The organism is Amycolatopsis endophytica (assembly GCF_013410405.1).
Classification (GTDB): domain Bacteria; phylum Actinomycetota; class Actinomycetes; order Mycobacteriales; family Pseudonocardiaceae; genus Amycolatopsis_E; species Amycolatopsis_E endophytica.
Genome location: NZ_JACCFK010000001.1, coordinates 4,862,010 through 4,878,270 on the forward strand (window position 1 = coordinate 4,862,010; position 16,261 = coordinate 4,878,270).

Here is a 16,261-nt window from a genome sequence, read left to right on the forward strand (position 1 = left end):
CCGTCAGTCCTCGCCGCCGGACCAGCGGTGCAGGTAGGACATGACGAACCCGACCAGCCCGGTCACGGCGGCGGCCGCGGTCATCGGGATGCCGAGCACGCCGACGACATCCTCGACGAGCGCGCCGTCGCCGGACAGGATCCCGGCGGCCTGCACGAGGACCAGGATGATACCGAGCGCGAGGAAGACGACCAGCCCGGTCTTGAAGACCGGCATGGTCACCCGCTTGAGCAGGCCCCGGACGGCGCCGTCGGTCGTTTCGGTGTGTTCGGGCATGGTGTGCTCCAGTGCGAAGAGGGGATCAGCCGAAGAGGGGGAGGACGCCGACCGCGACCAGGACCCCGATGACCAGGACGGGCAGCACGAACCACAGGATGAGCCGCACGAACATCCGGGCCGGGTTCACCCCGGCGATGCCGCTGGCGATGTAGATCGGCGCGGCACCGGGCGGGGACGCGCCCTCGGTGGAGGCGAAGATCAGGATGGCCACGGCCGCCGCGACGGGCGGCACGCCCGCGGCGACCAGTGCGCTGAAGCTGACCCCGCCGACGGCGGCGATCGTCGCGGTTCCGGTCAGCGGCGCGGAGATCACGACGATCAACAGGCCCACCAGCGCCGCGATCACGACCGCGGGTGCGTCGATCCGGTCCATGATCGAGGACAGTTCCCCGACGAGCCCCAGCTCACCGAGACTGGCCGCGGCGGCGAACGCGAAGAACAGCGTGGCGCCGATGACCGCGTACTTCGGCGCCATCGCGCCCAGCAGCTTGTTCCACTCACGCCCGGTGCGGGGCACGCGCTTCCACGCCACCAGCAGCGTACCGAGGATCATCAGCACCGGGATCCAGACGACGATGCTGATCTCGCCTGCCGCGTCCTCGCCGATCCAGCGCTCCAGCAGGCGCTGGCCGGTGTCGATGGTGAGGAACACCGGGATCGCGATGCCGAGGTAGACCAGCAGCGAGGTCCAGCCCTGCCGCCACGCGGTGCGCAACGGCAGGATGCTGTCCGCGGCGACCCGGTCGATCTTGTGCCGCCGCACCCAGATGAACACCACCAGGAAGCGGTAGAGCACGGTCCACAGCCCGCCGGCGAACGCGCCGACGAGCATCTGGTCGGCGGTGAGCACGGGAGCCACCGCCGCCGAGCCGAGGAGCAGGAACAGCGACGAGCTGGGCGGGATGGAGATCCCGAGCCCGGCGTTGCCCGCGACGAGGCTGGCCGCCAGGTCCGGGCGCCACTTCGAGCGCGTCATCCACGGGATGGTCACGGAGCCGACCGAGGCCGCGATGCCCGATCCGGATCCCGCCGCGCCGCCGAGCAGCGCCGCCGCCGCGGTCGAGACGTACCCCGCGCCGCCGCGCACCCGTCCGAACAGGGCGTTGAGCAGCGTGACCTGGCGGTCGATCAGGCCGAGTTCGGTGAGCAGGGAGCCCATGAACACGAACGCGAGCGCGGCGAACACGACCTCCTCCGTCGCCGCGTCACCGATGCCCGCCGCGACCAGTGACAGGACGTCGGTGCCGCCGAAGAGGCAGACCACGACGAAGCCGAGGACCATCGCTTCGCCGATGTTGCGTTTCAGAACCGCGTTCCACACCACGATGACCGCGATGTAGGTGATCAGCGCCCAGACGGCGACGCCCATGTCGTACTCCTTCGTATCGGAGGGCGTGAAAGTGGGGAGGGGTCAGCCGCTCAGGCGCGCGGCCAGGTCGAGGACGCGGCGGGCGCGGTCGACGATCGGCTGGTCGACGAACGTCCCGTCCGGCAGGGCCAGGGCGCCCCGCGCGCCGGTGGCGTCGGCCGCCCGCACGATCTCGCGGGCCCGCTCGACCTCCTCGCCGGTCGGCGCGAACGCCTCGCGCACCACGGGGACCTGGCGCGGGTGGATGACCGACCGGCCGAACATCCCCAGCTCGCGTCCGTGCCGGGTGCCGGCGAGCAGGCCCGCCTCGTCCCGGACGTTGGCGAACACCGACATCGCGGGCGCGGGCAGACCCGCGGCCGCGGCGGCGAGCACCGCCCGCAGCCGCAAGTGGTCCAGCGCCGCGGGAGCGGTGATCGCCAGCGCCGAGACCAGATCCTGTTCCCCGAGGCCGATCCCGGCGACCCGCGGGTGGGCGGCGATCTCGTCGAGCGCGGCGATTCCGCGGGCCGACTCGATCAGCGTGTGCACCCGCAGGTGGTCGGGCAGGTCCGCGGTGATCGTGTCGAGTCCGGCGGCGGATTCGACCTTGGGCACCCGCACGCCGGACAGTCCCGGCAGTCCGGCGAGGGCCGCCAGATCGGCGCGCCCCCGGTCGCCGTCGTTGATGCGGACGTGGACGGGCGGCCCGCCGGGACGCGCGGCGAGGTAGTCGGCGACGGCGGCCCGCGCGCTGTCCTTGTCGGCCGGGGCGACGGCGTCCTCCAGGTCGGCGATCACGACGTCGGCGCCGCTCGCCGCGGCCTTGGCGAAGCGTTCCGGCCGGTCGCCGGGCACGTAGAGCCAGGTCAGCGGGGTGCTCACGCGACCACCCCGGCTTCGCGCAGACCGGCGATCCGGGCGGCGTCGTAGCCGAGTTCGCCGAGGACCTCGTCGGTGTGCCTGCCCTTGGCCGGTCCCGGCCAGCGGATCCGGCCCGGGGTGTCGGACAGGCGGAACTGCACGTTCTGCAGCGTGACCTCGCCGAGTTCCTCGTCCGGCAGGTCCAGGAACGTCCGCAGCGCCTGGTACTGCGGGTCTTCGACGATGTCGGAGGCGTCGTAGACGAGCGCGATCGCGGCCTCGGCCTCCTCGAAGGCGGCGATGACCTCGTCGCTGTCGCGCTCGGCGATCCACCGCGCGACGGCGGAGTCCAGTTCCTCGACGTGGGCGACGCGGCCCTGTCCGGTGGCGAACCACGGTTCGCCGATCAGCTCGGGACGGCCCACCAGCCGCATGACGCGTTCGGCGATGGACTGCGCGCTGGTCGAGACCGCGACCCAGCGTCCGTCGCGGGTGCGGTAGGTGTTGCGGGGAGCGTTGCTGTTGGAGCGGTTCCCCGTGCGCCGCGGCAGGACACCGAGTTTGCGGTACGCGGTGACCTGCGGTCCGAGCAGGCCCACGATGGGTTCGATGATGGCCATGTCGATGACCTGCCCGCGCCCGGTCTGCTCGCGGGCCTGCAGGGCCAGCATGACGGCGTAGGCCATCGCCAGCCCGGCGATGCCGTCGGCCAGCGCGAGCGGCGGGAGGACCGGCGGACCGTCCGGTTCCCCGGTGGAGGAGGCGAAGCCGCTCATCGCCTCGGCGAGCGTGCCGAACCCGGGCCGGTGGGCCATCGGGCCGGACTGGCCGAACCCGGTCATGCGCGCCACGATCAGGCGCGGGTTGATCTCCCGTAGCTCGCCGGGTCCCAGGCCCCACCGTTCCAGCGTGCCCGGCCGGAAGTTCTCGATCAGCACGTCGGTGCGGGCGGCGAGCTCACGCAGGACCCGCTGACCCTCCGGTGTGGACAGATCGACGGCGGCGGCGCGTTTGTTGCGGGACAGGGACTTCCACCAGAGCCCGACGCCGTCGGCGGCCGGTCCGTGCCCGCGTGCCGGATCGCCCCGCTCCGGATGTTCGATCTTGATCACGTCGGCGCCGAAGTCCCCGAGCATCGCGGCGGCCGACGGTCCGGCGAAGAGGGTGGCGGCATCGACGACGCGCAGCGACGACAGTGGGCTCATGAGTCATAAGTTATAAGATGTCGCTGCGGTGACAATGACCTTGTAGCCGCCGTCACACCGGTAGCGTGGCGGTCGGCAGGACAACGAGGAGGAGCGCGGAGATGAACGCAGGTCCGGGGGCGCGGCCGGGACCTCCGCAGAGCAAGGCGGACTACGTGTACGCCTCGCTGCTCGACGACCTGCGCAACGCCCGGATCTCCGGCGGCACCCCGCTGCGGGCCACCGAGATCGCGCAGCGGCTCGGCGTCTCGATCACGCCGGTGCGGGAAGCGTTGCGGCGCCTGGAGAACGACCGCCTGATCCGGTACGAGCAGAACCACGGCGCGACGGTCATCGACCTCTCCGCCGAGGCGCTCGTCGAGTACTACAACGTGCGGGCCGTGGTGGAGGGACTGGGCGCCCGGCTCGCCGCGGACCACATCACGCGCGAGCAACTCGACTCACTGTGGGCCCGCCACGAGCAGATGGTGGCCGACGAGAAGGCCGGCCGCTACGACACCCTCGGTGAGCAGAGCCGCGAGTTCCACCTCGCGATCACCGACATCGGCGGCCCCGCGTTCCTCGGCGGGCACGCGCGCGCGGTACGCAACAGCTTCCCGGTGCCGGCGCACGCCTCGCTGTGGCTCGACCCCGACCAGGCCCGCAACCACCTGACCGTGCACGAGCAACTGCTGAAAGCGCTGCAAGCCGGCGACGGCGCCGCCGCCGAACGCATCATGATCGACCACGTCCGGTTCAGCGGCCACTACCGCCGCACCCGCGACTGACCCCGACGATTCCCCCATGCCACTTTGGTGGCGGGCCGGTGTCAGGCGCGTTCGGCCTTCCGCAACCCGCCGTCCGGCGTCCACCACTCGACCACCAGCATCGTCGCCTCGGGATCGAGGTGGGTGTGCACGACTTCGGTGATGTCGGCGCGGAAAAGGTCGCCTTCGGGGCCGTCGGTGATGGGCCCGGCGGGGACCGCCCGCCCGGCGATCTTCGCCTCACCGGGCCACTCCGCTTCCGCACCGTCGACGGGATCGACGGTGGCGCTGTGCAACGCGAACCGCGGCTCGCGAAGCAGATCCGCGCCCTTGCGGGAGCCCGGCATCGACCCGAAGGTCAGTTCGCCGCCCTCGAACGCCGTTTCGATGCCGGAGATCCGCGGGCCACCGTCCGCCCGCACGGTGGCGATCGTCTGGTGCTTGCGCGCGTCGAACAGCGCCCGTACCGTCCGGGCGAACCGCGGCACCGCCTCCTCGACATCACGCCACGCCGTCACGCGCCCATCGTCGCACGATCCACGTCCGGGGTGGTGACCAGCAGCGACATGCCCTGGTGCGGGTCGAGGTCGAGGCTGAAACTGTGCAGGTCGTCGACCACCGCCACCGGATCGCCCGCGAACATGTCGCGGATTTCGCCGCCGGGCGGCAGCCATCCGGACCGGACGGTGCCCGACACCGGCTCGGCGCGGAAGTTCAGCACCGTCAGCTGCACCTGGCCCGCCGTGGCCAGCTCGTGCACCATGACCAGCAGTCCCTTGTGGGACACGTCCGGGATGTCGACCTGACGGCTGGTCGCGATGCCGTAGTGGCCGCGCACCGCCAGGATCGCCTGCAACTGCCGTAGGAAACTCGTGTCGTCGTCGAGCTGGTCGGGGATCGGACCGTAGAGGCTGCGGCCACGCGGCATCCCGGCCTGGGACTTCGACGCCTCCGGTGCGACGCCCATGAGATCGTGGGCGGCGCGGTGGATCCAGCGGGTGTCGCCGCCCGCGATCAGCTCGCCGACCTCACCGGCGGGCAGCGTGAGCATGCCGCACAGGTCCCACCCGGACAGCGCGAACACACCGGGCTGCAATGCGTTGAACATCGCCAGCAGCAGGTGCGCGCGCCGGATCCGGTGCACGTCGGTGCCCTCGCCGATCGAGTCCAGGCTCGGGAAACCCAGCGTGGCGGCGATGATCGTCGCGGTCGTGCACGCGATGCCGTTCGTGGTGAAGATCCGGTTGTACGGGTGGTCCGGGCCGGTCAGCGCCCCGATGAGGTCCGCCCGGATCCGCCCGGCCAGCTCGCCGCCGGTGACCTCCTCACCCTTGTAGTGGTAGACGTCGTCCTGGTGCCCGGTCGCCCAGTGCACCAGCTCGTAGGTCAGCTCGTCGTGGTTCTGCAGCGCGTGCACCAGCGACGCGGGCTCGACGCCCAGATCCAGCGAGCTGCGCAGCGTCAGTCGCAGGAACTCGGTGTCCCCGGTGGCCAGCGCGTGCTGGTAGGCGGGCCGGTTGATGAAGTCGTAGGACAGGTCCGCGCCCGCTTCCGAGGTGACCCGGATGTCGTCGATGGTCAGGTTCAGCTCCTGGAAGGTGAACCCGCCGACCTTGCGGACCATGCTGCCGATCAGCTGGTTCGCCGCCTCCGACAGCGGATGCCCCTCCGACCACGCGGGCAGGCCCTCGGCGCTCTTCTCCACGCCGAGGAAGCCGTTGGCGTCCAGGCGGAGCCCGCCCGAGCCGAGGTCGGCCAGCGAGTGCAGGGCGTCGCCGATGACCAGGCGCATGCCGGCGAACGACGGGTCCAGCCAGTTGATCGAGGGCTGACCGTCCTTGAAGTAGTGCAGATACACCCACCGGCGGCGCACCCCGTCCGGTCCGGCGACCGCACGGGTGACGCTCCAGTTCGTCTCCTTCACACCTTCGGCGTAGAAGATCACGCGCTGCAGCGGGCCGATGATGTAGCCGGCCTTGTCCAGCCAGTCCTCGCACACCGCGTCGATGTTCACCGAGTCGCGGCCGGGCGGGACCTCGGGCAGGTGCTCCCAGTCCTCCTCCTCGATCTCGACCATGTGGTAAATGCCGGGGTAGTCGCCGACGTTCATCTCGGCGAGGCGGAAGTCGGCGCCCTTGCCGGTGTGGCCGGGCACGACGTCGTCGATGATCGTGCCGCCGTGGAAGGTCGCCATCCCGCACATGGCACGGAACTCGGCTTCGGTGCCGAACGTCGGATCCAGTTGGGTGCTGATCCGGTCGAAGTGGCCGTCGACGCTCGGGGTGTACTCCCAGCCCTGGATGCCGCCCGCCCGCTTGACCGGTCCGGTGTGGACGGCGTCGATCCCGATGGTGGCGAACGCCTTCCACAGGTCCTCGTCGGCCAGCGCGGCCAGGAACGACTCGCCGGGCCGGGTGATCAGCGAGATCGGGTACGCGGTGAACCACACCGACGCGGTTTCCACGGCGTGCCGCGACGCCGGGTGGGCGTAGGGGTTGCGCCACATGGTGCCCTGGCCGGAGAACTGGCGGCTGATCTCGTTGGCGTCGGCCAGCATCGACTGGCTGCGCAACCACTCCACGTACGCCGGGTTCCCGCCGTCGGCCGGGCCGTCGCGGGTGACCGACCGCCGCGTGAACGGCCACCGCACGCGCGGACGGTGCCGCAGACTGCGCGGCCGCGCGGGATGCCGGTACTCCTCGTAGCTGATCTCACTGGGCTGGTGCGGGTGCTCCTCGTCCCCGGGATCCCGTTCGTCGTCCACTGCACTCTCCCCGGACCCGCGTGGCGGGTCGATCGCCGACCGCCCGAGCGTACTTCGATCGGCTTCCTCATGCCCGCTTCGATCCGCCGACCACGGGCGCGAGCAGCGTCGCCGCGGCGACGAGGACGAGCACGACGATCATCGCGTGCCGCAGACCGTAGGCGTCGCCGAGGAATCCCAGCGCGGGCGGGCCGACGAGGAACGCGACATAGCCGACGGTGGCGGCGAGGGAGACCCGCGCGGTCGGGTCCGGTCCGGAATCGCCCGCCGCCGACAGCGCCACGGGGAACCCGAGCGAAGCACCCAGCCCCCACAGGACGACCGCGGAGCCGGCGACGACCTGGTTGTCCACGAAGATCACCAGTGCCAGCCCGGCGTCACCGGCGATCGCGCTCGCCCGCATGACCGCCGCCCGCCCGTAGCGGTCGAGGAAGAACCCGCCGATGAACCGCCCCGCCGTCATGGAGGCGGCGAAGACCGCGTAGATCGCCGAGCCCAGCGCCGGGTCGAAACCGTGACCGTCGACCATCACCAGCGGAAGCCAGTCGTTCGCGGTGCCTTCGGCCAGTGCCATCGCGAGCACGAGAGCGCCGATCAGGAGCAGGCGGGAGTCCTTCCACACCGCCTGGGCCGTCTTCGGCGCCGAGGACTTCTCATGGCGGCCGACCTCGCCCGGGACGTGCCGGATGGCGAGGGCGAACACGGCGACGCCGAGGACGCCGACCGTCACCAGGTGCGCGGCGACGGAGAAGTCCGCCGCGGTGAGCACGATGCCCGCCGTGGCGCCGATCGTGGTGCCCAGGCTGAAAAACCCGTGCGCCGCGGGCAGCACCGAGCGGCCCACGACCCGTTCCAGCGCGGCGCCTTCGACGTTCAGGGCGACCTCGCCGCCGCCCATGCCGAGCCCGAACAGGAAGAGCCCGGCGGCGACGAGCGGGCTGGACGCGAGCGCCCCGCCCAGCCCGATCAGCGGCATGCTGACGATCACCCCGAGCGTGCCCGCCATCGCGACCGGGCGCGCGCCCAGCCGTGCGACCAGCGCGCCGGAACAGAGGATCCCGCTCATCGAGCCCGCGGACAGCCCGAACAGCACCAGCCCCATTTCCGCCGTGGACGCGCCGAGCAGGTCCCGGATGGCCGGGGTGCGCGTGACCCACGACGAGATGGCCAGTCCCGGCAGGGCGAAGAGCGCGTACAGCGCGGATCTGCGGGCGCGCGTGGCGGTGTCCAAGGGGTCTCCGTTCCTCGTGGCGTCTGTGTACAAACGTACACACTTCGGTAGGATCGTTCACGACGGCAGGGAGGGGCATGGCTGGGACGAGACGGGTCGCCAACGATCCGGGACGCCGGGAGCGCATCCTCGACGCGGCGCTCGACGTGATCGCCGGGCACGGGGTGCACAAGACGACGCACCGCCGCATCGCCGAACGCGCACAGGTGCCGCTCGGTTCGCTGACCTACTACTTCGACGGCCTGGAGGCGATCTTCGAGCAGGCGTTCGCGCGGTTGTCGGAGCTGATGTCGCAGCGCTACCGGGACCGGCTCGCCGCCGCGCGCGACGCGGGCGAGGCGTGCGAGGTGGTCACCGACCTCATCTGCGGGCCGGACTACGCCGGCTCGCGCGAGGTGGTGCTGCTGTTCGAGATGTACTCCTACGCCAACCACAACCCGGCCGTGGCCGACATCGCGCGGCAGTGGCTGTTCCGCAGCCGCGATGCCCTGGAACGACACTTCCCGCCACGGGCCTGCCGGGCGATCGACGCGCTGGTCGAGGGCTGGCCGATGCACGAGGTTTTCGAGCGGGCGCCACTGGAGCGCGCCGCGGTGCTGGCCACGGTGACGGCGATCGCCGAGCACGTGTCCTGACCCGGGTACGGTCCGGGGCGTGGCTTCGCAGAGTGCCTTCCTGACCGCCGTGCTCGCTGCCCTGGCCCGCGGCGGGGACGACGTGCTGTTCGGCGGCGACGCTCCGGTGACCTACCGCGAGGCCCGTGATGTGTTGTTCCGCCTGCACGCGGGCCTCGGCGATACCGGCGTGGTGGCCGTCGACCTGGCGAACCGGCCCGACACCGTGCTCGTGCAGCTCGCGGCGATGCTGCGGGGCGCGCGTGTGCTGCTCGTGGCGGCCTCGGCGCCCCGCGCGGACCAGCTCGCCGCGGCGGCCGCGGCCGGGGTCACCACCGTGGTCACCGACCGGCCCGGCGCATGGTCCGGCGACGACGTCCGGACACCGGCCGACCTCGACGGCGAGCCGGTGCCCGTGGTGCTGCCCGCCGCGGTGGACGTGCTCTTCCCGACCGGTGGCACCACCGGCGTGCCGAAACTCATCCGCCACAGCGGGATCTACGACGGTATGGCGCACATCTTCACGCCGTCACCGTCGCAGCGCGAGCGGGTGCTCGTGGTCGCCCCGCTGACCCATCTGACCGGCCACGCGAGCGTCGTCGGCGCGCTGCTGCGCGGCGACTCGGTTTTCGTCCACAAGGGATTCGACGCCGGCGCGGTGCTCGACACGATCGGACGGCACCGGATCACGTCGCTGTCGCTGACCCCGCCGCGCCTGGCCGCGTTGCTCGACCATCCGGCGCGCCCCGGCACCCGGCTCGACAGTGTCCGGTCCCTCTCGCTGGGCGCCGCGCCGTTGCCGCCGCACCGCTTGGCGCAGGCGCTGGAGGTGTTCGGGCCGGTCGTCGGGCAGGGGTACGGCCTCACCGAGGCGCCCATGATCGCGAGCATCTCCGCCGCGGAGCTGGCCGGGCGCCCCGACCGGCTGTCCTCGGTCGGCCGGATCGTGCCGGGCATGGAAGCACGCACCGTCGACGGCGAGGTCCAGGTACGGGGACTGTCCATGATGGACGGATACCTCGGCGCGCCGCCGGTCGGCGACGGCTGGCTGCGCACCGGCGACCTCGGCCGGTTCGACAGCGAGGGCTACCTCCACCTGCTCGACCGGGCCGACGACGTCGTCGTGCTGGGGGAGCACGGCACGAAGGTCGCGCCCGCCGTGGTGGAGTACGCCCTGGCGGCCCACCCGTGCGTGCGTGACGCCGCGGTGTTCGGTCTCCCCGGCGACGACGGACCCATGCTGCACGCCGTGGTGGTCGCCGACGGCCCGGTCAGCGCCGACGAGATCCGGAACCACGCGCGAACCACCTTCGACCGCGACCACTACGTCCCGGCGACGGTGGAGTTCGCCGACGCGCTGCCCCTGACCGGCGCCGGCAAGGTCGACAAGCGGGCCCTGCGCGCGGCGAGGACGGGCCGGCACGCGGAGGAGCCCGCCGACGAGAAGTGAGTGCGCGCTTCACCTGGCCGGAGCAACGCAGGGACTCCGACGGCGGTACCCATCGTGCCTCTTCGGCTCGACTGAACGGACCCTTTCCCGACTTCACGTGGAAATGACAGAAGTCTTCCCTCGTAAGGCGGCAGACACGATCGACTCCAACCGGTTTCTTGGGGATGACAGATCATGTCACGACGGGAGACGGTATGCAGGGGAATCGCCGGATCGGCAATGCGCGGGGCTCCTACGATGTCGATGTCGTCATCTCGGACTTCGGTCGTGCCGTGACTCGCAAGCTCCGCACGGGTCAGGGGTCGCCCGAAAACCATCTCCGCGGACCGTTCGAAAAGATGGTGGCCGCCCTCGCCGCGGGCCTGGGATTGACGATCACCACCATTGGCGAGACACAGCTGCCCGATCTCGCCATCCGGCCGGACTACGCGATCGACGTCAACGGCGCCCGCGTCGGATATGTCGAGTTGAAAAGACCCGGTCATGGAGTGCCGGGAACCTGGTCGAGGCCGGCCAAGCGTGACCGTGATCAGTGGGAGAAGCTCCAGCTGTTACCGAACGTCCTCTACTCCGACGGTGAGCAGTTCGCGCAGTACAGCTTCGGGAAGTTGCAGAGGGAAGTCGCGCATCTGGAACCCGGGCTGACTCATGCCGGCGGAAGACTGCACGCGGTGGGAAGCGGTTTCGCGCGCGTCATGACCGACTTTCTCTTGTGGGAGCCGACCCGGCCGCGCACGCTGAACGAACTCGTCCGCATGGTGTCGAGACTGTGCCGGCTGCTTCGCGACGACGTGGCGGCGGAGATCACGCGCGAACAGGCCGGGCTGTCGGAGCTGCGCACGTTCAGCAGGCTCGCGACGGACTGGCGTCAGGTCCTGTTCCCGAATCTGACCGATGCGCAGTTCGCCGACCAGTACGCCCAGACCATCACTTTCGCGCTCCTGCTCGCTCGTGTCGAAGGCGTCAGTTTCCCGGGCCGGTCGATCGGCGAGATCGCGCGGCTGCTGGGCAAGAAGCACTCCTTGATGGGACGCGCGCTGGCCGTGCTGACCGACCAACCGGACGAAGAGCACAGTCTCGCGCTCACCACGATGCTGCGGGTTCTGAGCGTGGTGGACTGGGCGGAGTTTCCCGATGACTCGTACGAGATGCTGTACGAAGACTTCCTGATGGCGTATGACCCGTCGCTCCGCCGGAAAAGCGGAGTCTATTACACGCCGGCGTCCTTGGTCTCGTTCATGACCCGGTTCGTCGACGACGTACTTCGCGAGCGGTTGGGCCGGCGCCTCGGTTTCGCCGAACCTGACGTGATCGTGGTCGATCCCGCCATGGGGACCGGAAGCTTTTTGGCCGAGGTCGTGAACACCGTCGCTGCCACGGTCCGGGATGACGAGGGGCCGGGTGCGGCTGCCCCTCGCCTCCGCGAGTTGGCAGGCCGCCTGATCGGTTTCGAGAACCAGGCTGCGCCGTACGCTATCGCGGAGTTGCGGATGCACAGCTTGCTGAAGAAGCGCCACCGCGCCGAGGTTCCCAGGAGTGAGCGGCGGTTTCTCGCCGACACCTTGGACGATCCCGATGCGCAGACACTGCCGATCGGGTCGATGTACGAGGCGATCGACCGGTCGAGGCGTGGCGCCAACCTGGTCAAGCGTGAGGAGCCGGTGATGGTCGTGATCGGCAATCCGCCCTATGCCGACAGGGCCAAGGGCACGGCGAAGTGGATCGAGACCGCCACCACCGCCAAGACCGTGCCGAGTCTGCTCGCGTTCCGCAAACCCGGAAACGGACGCCTTGAATACGTGCTGTCGAACGCCTATGTCTACTTCTGGCGCTGGGCGACGTGGAAGGCGTTCGATGCGCACCCTGGCCACCCGGCGGGAGTGGTGGCCTTCGTGTGCCCGGCCGGGTTCCTTTCCGGTCCTGGTTTCGCCGGCATGCGTGAGTACCTCCGTCGCACCGCGGACGAGGGCTGGATCATCGATCTCACCCCGGAAGGTCATCAGCCGCCGATGAACACCAGGTTCTTCCAGGGCAATCAGCAACCGATCTGCGTGGCGGTCTTCATCCGCCGAGGAGAACCGGATCCGGGCGCTCCGGCGCTCGTCCGGCGGACGTCCGTCGAGGGAACGACGGAACAGAAGACGGACGCGCTGGCGACGCTGACCCTGGATGGAGCCGGATGGGACGAGTGTTCGAGTGGCTGGAGCGAGCCATTCCAACCGGGCGGTCCGGGTGCCTGGACGGCCATGCCTTCGGTGGCTGATCTTTTTCCCTGGACGATGCCGGGGGTGAAACCGAACCGGACGTGGGTGTACGCACCGGATCCCGGCACTCTGCGGAAGAGATGGTCCGTCCTCACGCAGGCGCGGCCGGAGGACAGACCCGCTCTGCTCAAGGAAACGCGGGATTCCCAGATCGGCGCCGAAAAGCCCGCCGTTCCGGGCATGGCAGCCCATCGCGGAACCCTTCTCGACGAGACCGGTCCGTGCCCGGCGCTGACGCGTGTCGCCCACCGGCCGTTCGACCGGAAGTGGGTGATACCCGATGCGAGGCTGCATGACAGGCCGCGACCGCCGCTGTGGGGAACGGCGTCGGCGCGGCAGATCTTCCTGGTCGAACAACACGCTCATCCGATCACGGATGGCCCAGCTCTTCTGTTTTCCGCCCTGATCCCCGACATGGACTGTTTCATGGGCCATCACGGCGGCCGCGTCGCCGCCCTCTACCGCGATCGGCCGGGCACGATTCCGAACCTCGCACCCGGGTTGCTCGATCTACTGGCACAGGAGTTCGACCAGACCGTCGAGCCGGCCGATCTCCTCTCCTACGTTGCCGCGGTGACGGCGCACCCCGGGTTCACCCGTCGTTTTGCCGGCGAGCTCAAGGTGCCCGGGATCAGGATTCCGATCACGCGGCGGCGACGTCTGTGGAATGAAGCGGTGCGCCTCGGCCGTGAAACGATCTGGCTCCACTCCTTCGGCGATCGTTGTGCCGATCCGGCCGCAGGCCGCGGCGGCATCCCGAGAATGACCACTGATGGCCCGGTCGTGCGAAGACCCATCCCGGACGACGAGGACGGCATGCCGGAGGTCGTCGATTACGACCCGCGAACCCGGACCCTGCAGGTGGGCCAGGGAGAGATTTCGCCGGTGTCTCCGGAGGTCATGACCTACCGGGTGTCGGGAACCCTCGTGGTCAAGCACTGGTTCGGCTACCGGAAACGGAAGCCGACCGGGGTCCGGTCCTCGCCGCTGAACGACATCACCGCCGGCACGTGGACCGCGGACATGACCACCGAGCTGGTCAACCTCCTGCACCTCCTTGGCCGGTGTGTCGAGTTGGAACCGGACCAGGACAGGGTGCTCGACAAGGTCATGAACGGGCCGCTGTTCACGATCGATGACCTGGAGACGGCGGGGATCCTGCCGGTACCTGCCGCGGCGCGAAAAGCCCCGGCGACGCAGCAGGAGGCCGACCTGTTCTCAGCGGACGAGTAGCGGGCCGTCGTCGTTCGCCGGAAGTGTCACCTGCGCGGTGCGGCCGTGGATTCGCGTACCACCAGGCGCGGTGGGAGTGCCACGGCGCGTGGTTCCCGGTCCAGGACCTCCACGCGCTCGACGGCGGCTTGCACGGCGAAACCGGCCATGCCGGGGATGTCCTGGCGGACCGAGGTCAGCACGATTCCCGGCAGGCGGGCGATCCGGGAGTCGTTGTAGCCGACGAGGGAGAGGTCCCGCGGCACCCGCACACCGGCCCGCACCATCACGTCGAGCAGGCCCACGGCGGATTCGTCGGCGGCCGCGACGACCGCGGTCGGCAGGCCGTCGCGCAGGAGTTCCCGTCCGGCGCGGGCACCGTCGTCCTCGGTGTAGCCGCCGGTGACCACCCGGAGGTGACCGGACAGGCCGTGGGCGCGCATCGCCTGCTCGTAGCCGATGCGGCGTTCGCGCGCGGCGGGCAGGTCGTCGCCGTCGACGTGGGCGATGTCGCGGTGCCCGAGGGAGACCAGATGGTCGACGGCCTGCCGGATCCCGTCGGCGTCGTCGCTGCGGACGACGTCGACGTTGCCCCCGGTGAGCCCCCGGCCCACTTCGACGACCGCGACCTCCGCCGACACGGCGCGCAGTGCGCGGTCCCGTGGTTCCGGGCCGATGACGATCAGGCCCTCGCAGCGGTAGCGGAGCAGTTCGTCGATGACGTGGTCGTGGTCGCGATCGGGCGTGACGGCGCCCAGCACGAGGTGCCGCTCCAGCTCGCGCACCAGCGGGAACAGGTGCTCGACGAACTCGACCTCGAAGGGACGGCGCAGGTCGAACACCACGCCCAGGTGGTAGGTCCGGTTGCTGCGCAGCGTCCGGGCCAGCGAGTCGGGGCGGTAACCGATTTCGGCGGCGGCGTCGAAGACGCGCTGGCGGGTCGCGGCGGAGGCGCCCTCCTTGCCGCGGAACACGAGCGAGACCAGTGCCCGCGAGACACCCGCCCGTTCGGCGACGTCGGACATGGTGGGCTTGCGGCCCCGGCTCGACGCGCGGCCCTTCCGAACCGGCTCAATCCCCGTCACGCTCACCCCTTTCCGGCTCCGACGGCCAGGTTACCGGCCCTCTTGACAGCCACCGTGGCGACGTTCATCATGCTTCTAGATCGAGATACTATCTCGTTCTAGTAGAGAGGCGCGGGATGCGGAACAAGGACAGGCTGGCGCGCTACAGCCTCACCGGCCCGGAGGCGGCGCGCGCGGTGGAAGCCGGGCTCGCCGACGGCGACTGGTTCCGCAGCGCCGTGCCGCGCAAGCGGATGAAGGAGCTGATGCGCCGTTCGGACTGGCCCGGTCTGCGGGACACCGGGCTCTGGCTCGGCCTGATGATCGTCGCGGGCGGGCTGGGGATCTTCTTCTGGGGAAGCTGGGCGGCGGTACCGTGCTTCCTGGTCTACGGCGTGCTCTACGGGTCGGCTTCGGACTCACGCTGGCACGAGTGCGGGCACGGCACGCCGTTCCGGACCCGGTGGTACTCGCAGGTCGTCTACCAGCTGGCGTCGTTCTTCATGATGCGCGAGCCCACCGTGTGGCGCTGGCAGCACGCGCGCCATCACACCGATACCCTCATCCTGGGCCGGGACCCGGAGATCGCCGTGATGCGGCCCGCCCGGCTGGCGCGCCTGCTGGCCAACCTGGCCGGACTGGTCGACGTTCCGGTCGCGCTGTGGGCGATGGTGCGGCATTCGGCGGGGCGGCTCGACGCCGAGGAACGCGTGTTCATCCCGGAATCCGAGTGGCACAAGGTGTTCCGCACCTCGCGGATCTGGCTGGCGATCCACGCCGGCACGATCGCGGCGTGCTTCGCGTGGGGCAGTGTCCTGCCGGTCGTGCTGATCGGCGGCCCGCGGATCTACGGGACGTTCCTGCACGTCGTCTACGCGGTGACCCAGCACGCCGGGATGGGGGAGAACGTGCTCGACCACCGGCTCAACACCCGGACCGTCCACATGAGCCGGATCCACCGGTTCCTGTACTGGAACATGAACTACCACGTGGAACACCACATGTTCCCGATGGTGCCCAGTCACCGGCTGCCCGAGCTGCACGAGGAGATCAAGCACGATCTCGCCCCGGCCTACCCGTCGTTGTGGGCGGCCTACCGCGAGATCGTCCCGGCCGTGCTGCGGCAGTTGAAGGATCCCACGTTCTACGTCCGCCGCGAGCTCCCGCCGGGAGCCGCCCCGTATCACCCGCGGTCCGACGGACGCGCGCAGGCTCACTGA

The 16,261-nt window shown here is 70.4% G+C and carries 13 protein-coding genes; 5 read left to right on the top strand and 8 right to left on the bottom strand.

Annotation, left to right across the window (positions count from 1 at the left end; all coding sequences use genetic code 11):
- Positions 1-3 precede the first annotated feature (3 nt).
- The 4 genes from HNR02_RS23955 to HNR02_RS23970 are packed head-to-tail and all read right to left on the bottom strand — an operon-like array spanning position 4 to position 3,696.
- Positions 4-276, bottom strand: coding sequence for a hypothetical protein (locus tag HNR02_RS23955; RefSeq protein ID WP_179775360.1), 273 nt, complete (start codon positions 274-276; stop codon positions 4-6).
- A gap of 25 nt (positions 277-301) precedes the next feature.
- Entirely contained in the window at positions 302-1,648 is a 1,347-nt protein-coding gene (locus HNR02_RS23960; protein WP_179775361.1) for a TRAP transporter large permease subunit, read from the bottom strand.
- A 42-nt stretch (positions 1,649-1,690) separates the two neighbouring features.
- Entirely contained in the window at positions 1,691-2,512 is an 822-nt protein-coding gene (locus tag HNR02_RS23965) for an HpcH/HpaI aldolase/citrate lyase family protein (protein WP_179775362.1), read from the bottom strand.
- Entirely contained in the window at positions 2,509-3,696 is a 1,188-nt protein-coding gene (locus HNR02_RS23970) for a CaiB/BaiF CoA transferase family protein (protein WP_179775363.1), read from the bottom strand. Before HNR02_RS23970 ends, HNR02_RS23965 begins: the two co-directional genes overlap by 4 nt.
- Positions 3,697-3,797: 101 nt before the next feature.
- Here HNR02_RS23970 and HNR02_RS23975 point away from each other — a divergent pair, with 101 nt between their 5' ends.
- Positions 3,798-4,463, top strand: coding sequence for a GntR family transcriptional regulator (locus tag HNR02_RS23975; protein WP_179775364.1), 666 nt, complete (start codon positions 3,798-3,800; stop codon positions 4,461-4,463).
- Between the two features lie 41 nt (positions 4,464-4,504).
- Here HNR02_RS23975 and HNR02_RS23980 read toward each other — a convergent pair whose 3' ends face one another.
- The 3 genes from HNR02_RS23980 to HNR02_RS23990 all read right to left on the bottom strand — a co-directional run bounded on the left by HNR02_RS23980 (position 4,505) and on the right by HNR02_RS23990 (position 8,437).
- Positions 4,505-4,960, bottom strand: coding sequence for a pyridoxamine 5'-phosphate oxidase family protein (locus HNR02_RS23980; protein ID WP_179775365.1), 456 nt, complete (start codon positions 4,958-4,960; stop codon positions 4,505-4,507).
- Positions 4,957-7,206, bottom strand: coding sequence for a maltose alpha-D-glucosyltransferase (treS, locus tag HNR02_RS23985; protein WP_179775366.1), 2,250 nt, complete (start codon positions 7,204-7,206; stop codon positions 4,957-4,959). The genes HNR02_RS23980 and treS overlap by 4 nt, the downstream gene beginning before the upstream one ends.
- A gap of 67 nt (positions 7,207-7,273) precedes the next feature.
- Complete coding sequence (locus HNR02_RS23990) at positions 7,274-8,437, bottom strand: MFS transporter (protein ID WP_179775367.1); 1,164 nt, start codon at positions 8,435-8,437, stop codon at positions 7,274-7,276.
- 77 nt (positions 8,438-8,514) lie between these two features.
- Between HNR02_RS23990 and HNR02_RS23995 the strand changes: the two genes are divergently transcribed.
- From HNR02_RS23995 to HNR02_RS24005, 3 genes are all read left to right on the top strand, one after another.
- On the top strand, positions 8,515-9,072 hold the full coding sequence (locus HNR02_RS23995) for a TetR/AcrR family transcriptional regulator (RefSeq protein ID WP_179775368.1): 558 nt from the start codon (positions 8,515-8,517) through the stop codon (positions 9,070-9,072).
- A 19-nt stretch (positions 9,073-9,091) separates the two neighbouring features.
- Positions 9,092-10,501, top strand: coding sequence for a class I adenylate-forming enzyme family protein (locus HNR02_RS24000; RefSeq protein WP_179775369.1), 1,410 nt, complete (start codon positions 9,092-9,094; stop codon positions 10,499-10,501).
- A 194-nt stretch (positions 10,502-10,695) separates the two neighbouring features.
- The gene (locus HNR02_RS24005) at positions 10,696-13,998 is read left to right on the top strand and encodes a type ISP restriction/modification enzyme (protein WP_179775370.1); all 3,303 of its coding nucleotides are present in this window, start codon (positions 10,696-10,698) and stop codon (positions 13,996-13,998) included.
- Positions 13,999-14,024: 26 nt separating this feature from the next.
- Here the strand turns inward: HNR02_RS24005 and HNR02_RS24010 are convergent, their stop codons facing one another.
- Positions 14,025-15,062 (bottom strand): LacI family DNA-binding transcriptional regulator, encoded by a 1,038-nt coding sequence (locus HNR02_RS24010; RefSeq protein ID WP_312861115.1) that lies wholly within the window; start codon positions 15,060-15,062, stop codon positions 14,025-14,027.
- A gap of 116 nt (positions 15,063-15,178) precedes the next feature.
- Here HNR02_RS24010 and HNR02_RS24015 point away from each other — a divergent pair, with 116 nt between their 5' ends.
- Positions 15,179-16,261 carry a fatty acid desaturase family protein gene (locus HNR02_RS24015; protein ID WP_179775371.1) on the top strand — a complete coding sequence of 361 codons (1,083 nt, stop codon included), beginning with the start codon at positions 15,179-15,181 and terminating at the stop codon, positions 16,259-16,261.

Bases quoted from the DNA above. Each gene is read 5' to 3' on its own strand.
- HNR02_RS23955 (WP_179775360.1), bottom strand. From the start codon at position 276: ATGCCCGAACACACCGAAACGACCGACGGCGCCGTCCGGGGCCTGCTC.
- HNR02_RS23960 (WP_179775361.1), bottom strand. From the start codon at position 1,648: ATGGGCGTCGCCGTCTGGGCGCTGATCACCTACATCGCGGTCATCGTG.
- HNR02_RS23970 (WP_179775363.1), bottom strand. From the start codon at position 3,696: ATGAGCCCACTGTCGTCGCTGCGCGTCGTCGATGCCGCCACCCTCTTC.
- HNR02_RS23975 (WP_179775364.1), top strand. From the start codon at position 3,798: ATGAACGCAGGTCCGGGGGCGCGGCCGGGACCTCCGCAGAGCAAGGCG.
- HNR02_RS23995 (WP_179775368.1), top strand. From the start codon at position 8,515: ATGGCTGGGACGAGACGGGTCGCCAACGATCCGGGACGCCGGGAGCGC.
- HNR02_RS24005 (WP_179775370.1), top strand. From the start codon at position 10,696: ATGCAGGGGAATCGCCGGATCGGCAATGCGCGGGGCTCCTACGATGTC.
- HNR02_RS24015 (WP_179775371.1), top strand. From the start codon at position 15,179: ATGCGGAACAAGGACAGGCTGGCGCGCTACAGCCTCACCGGCCCGGAG.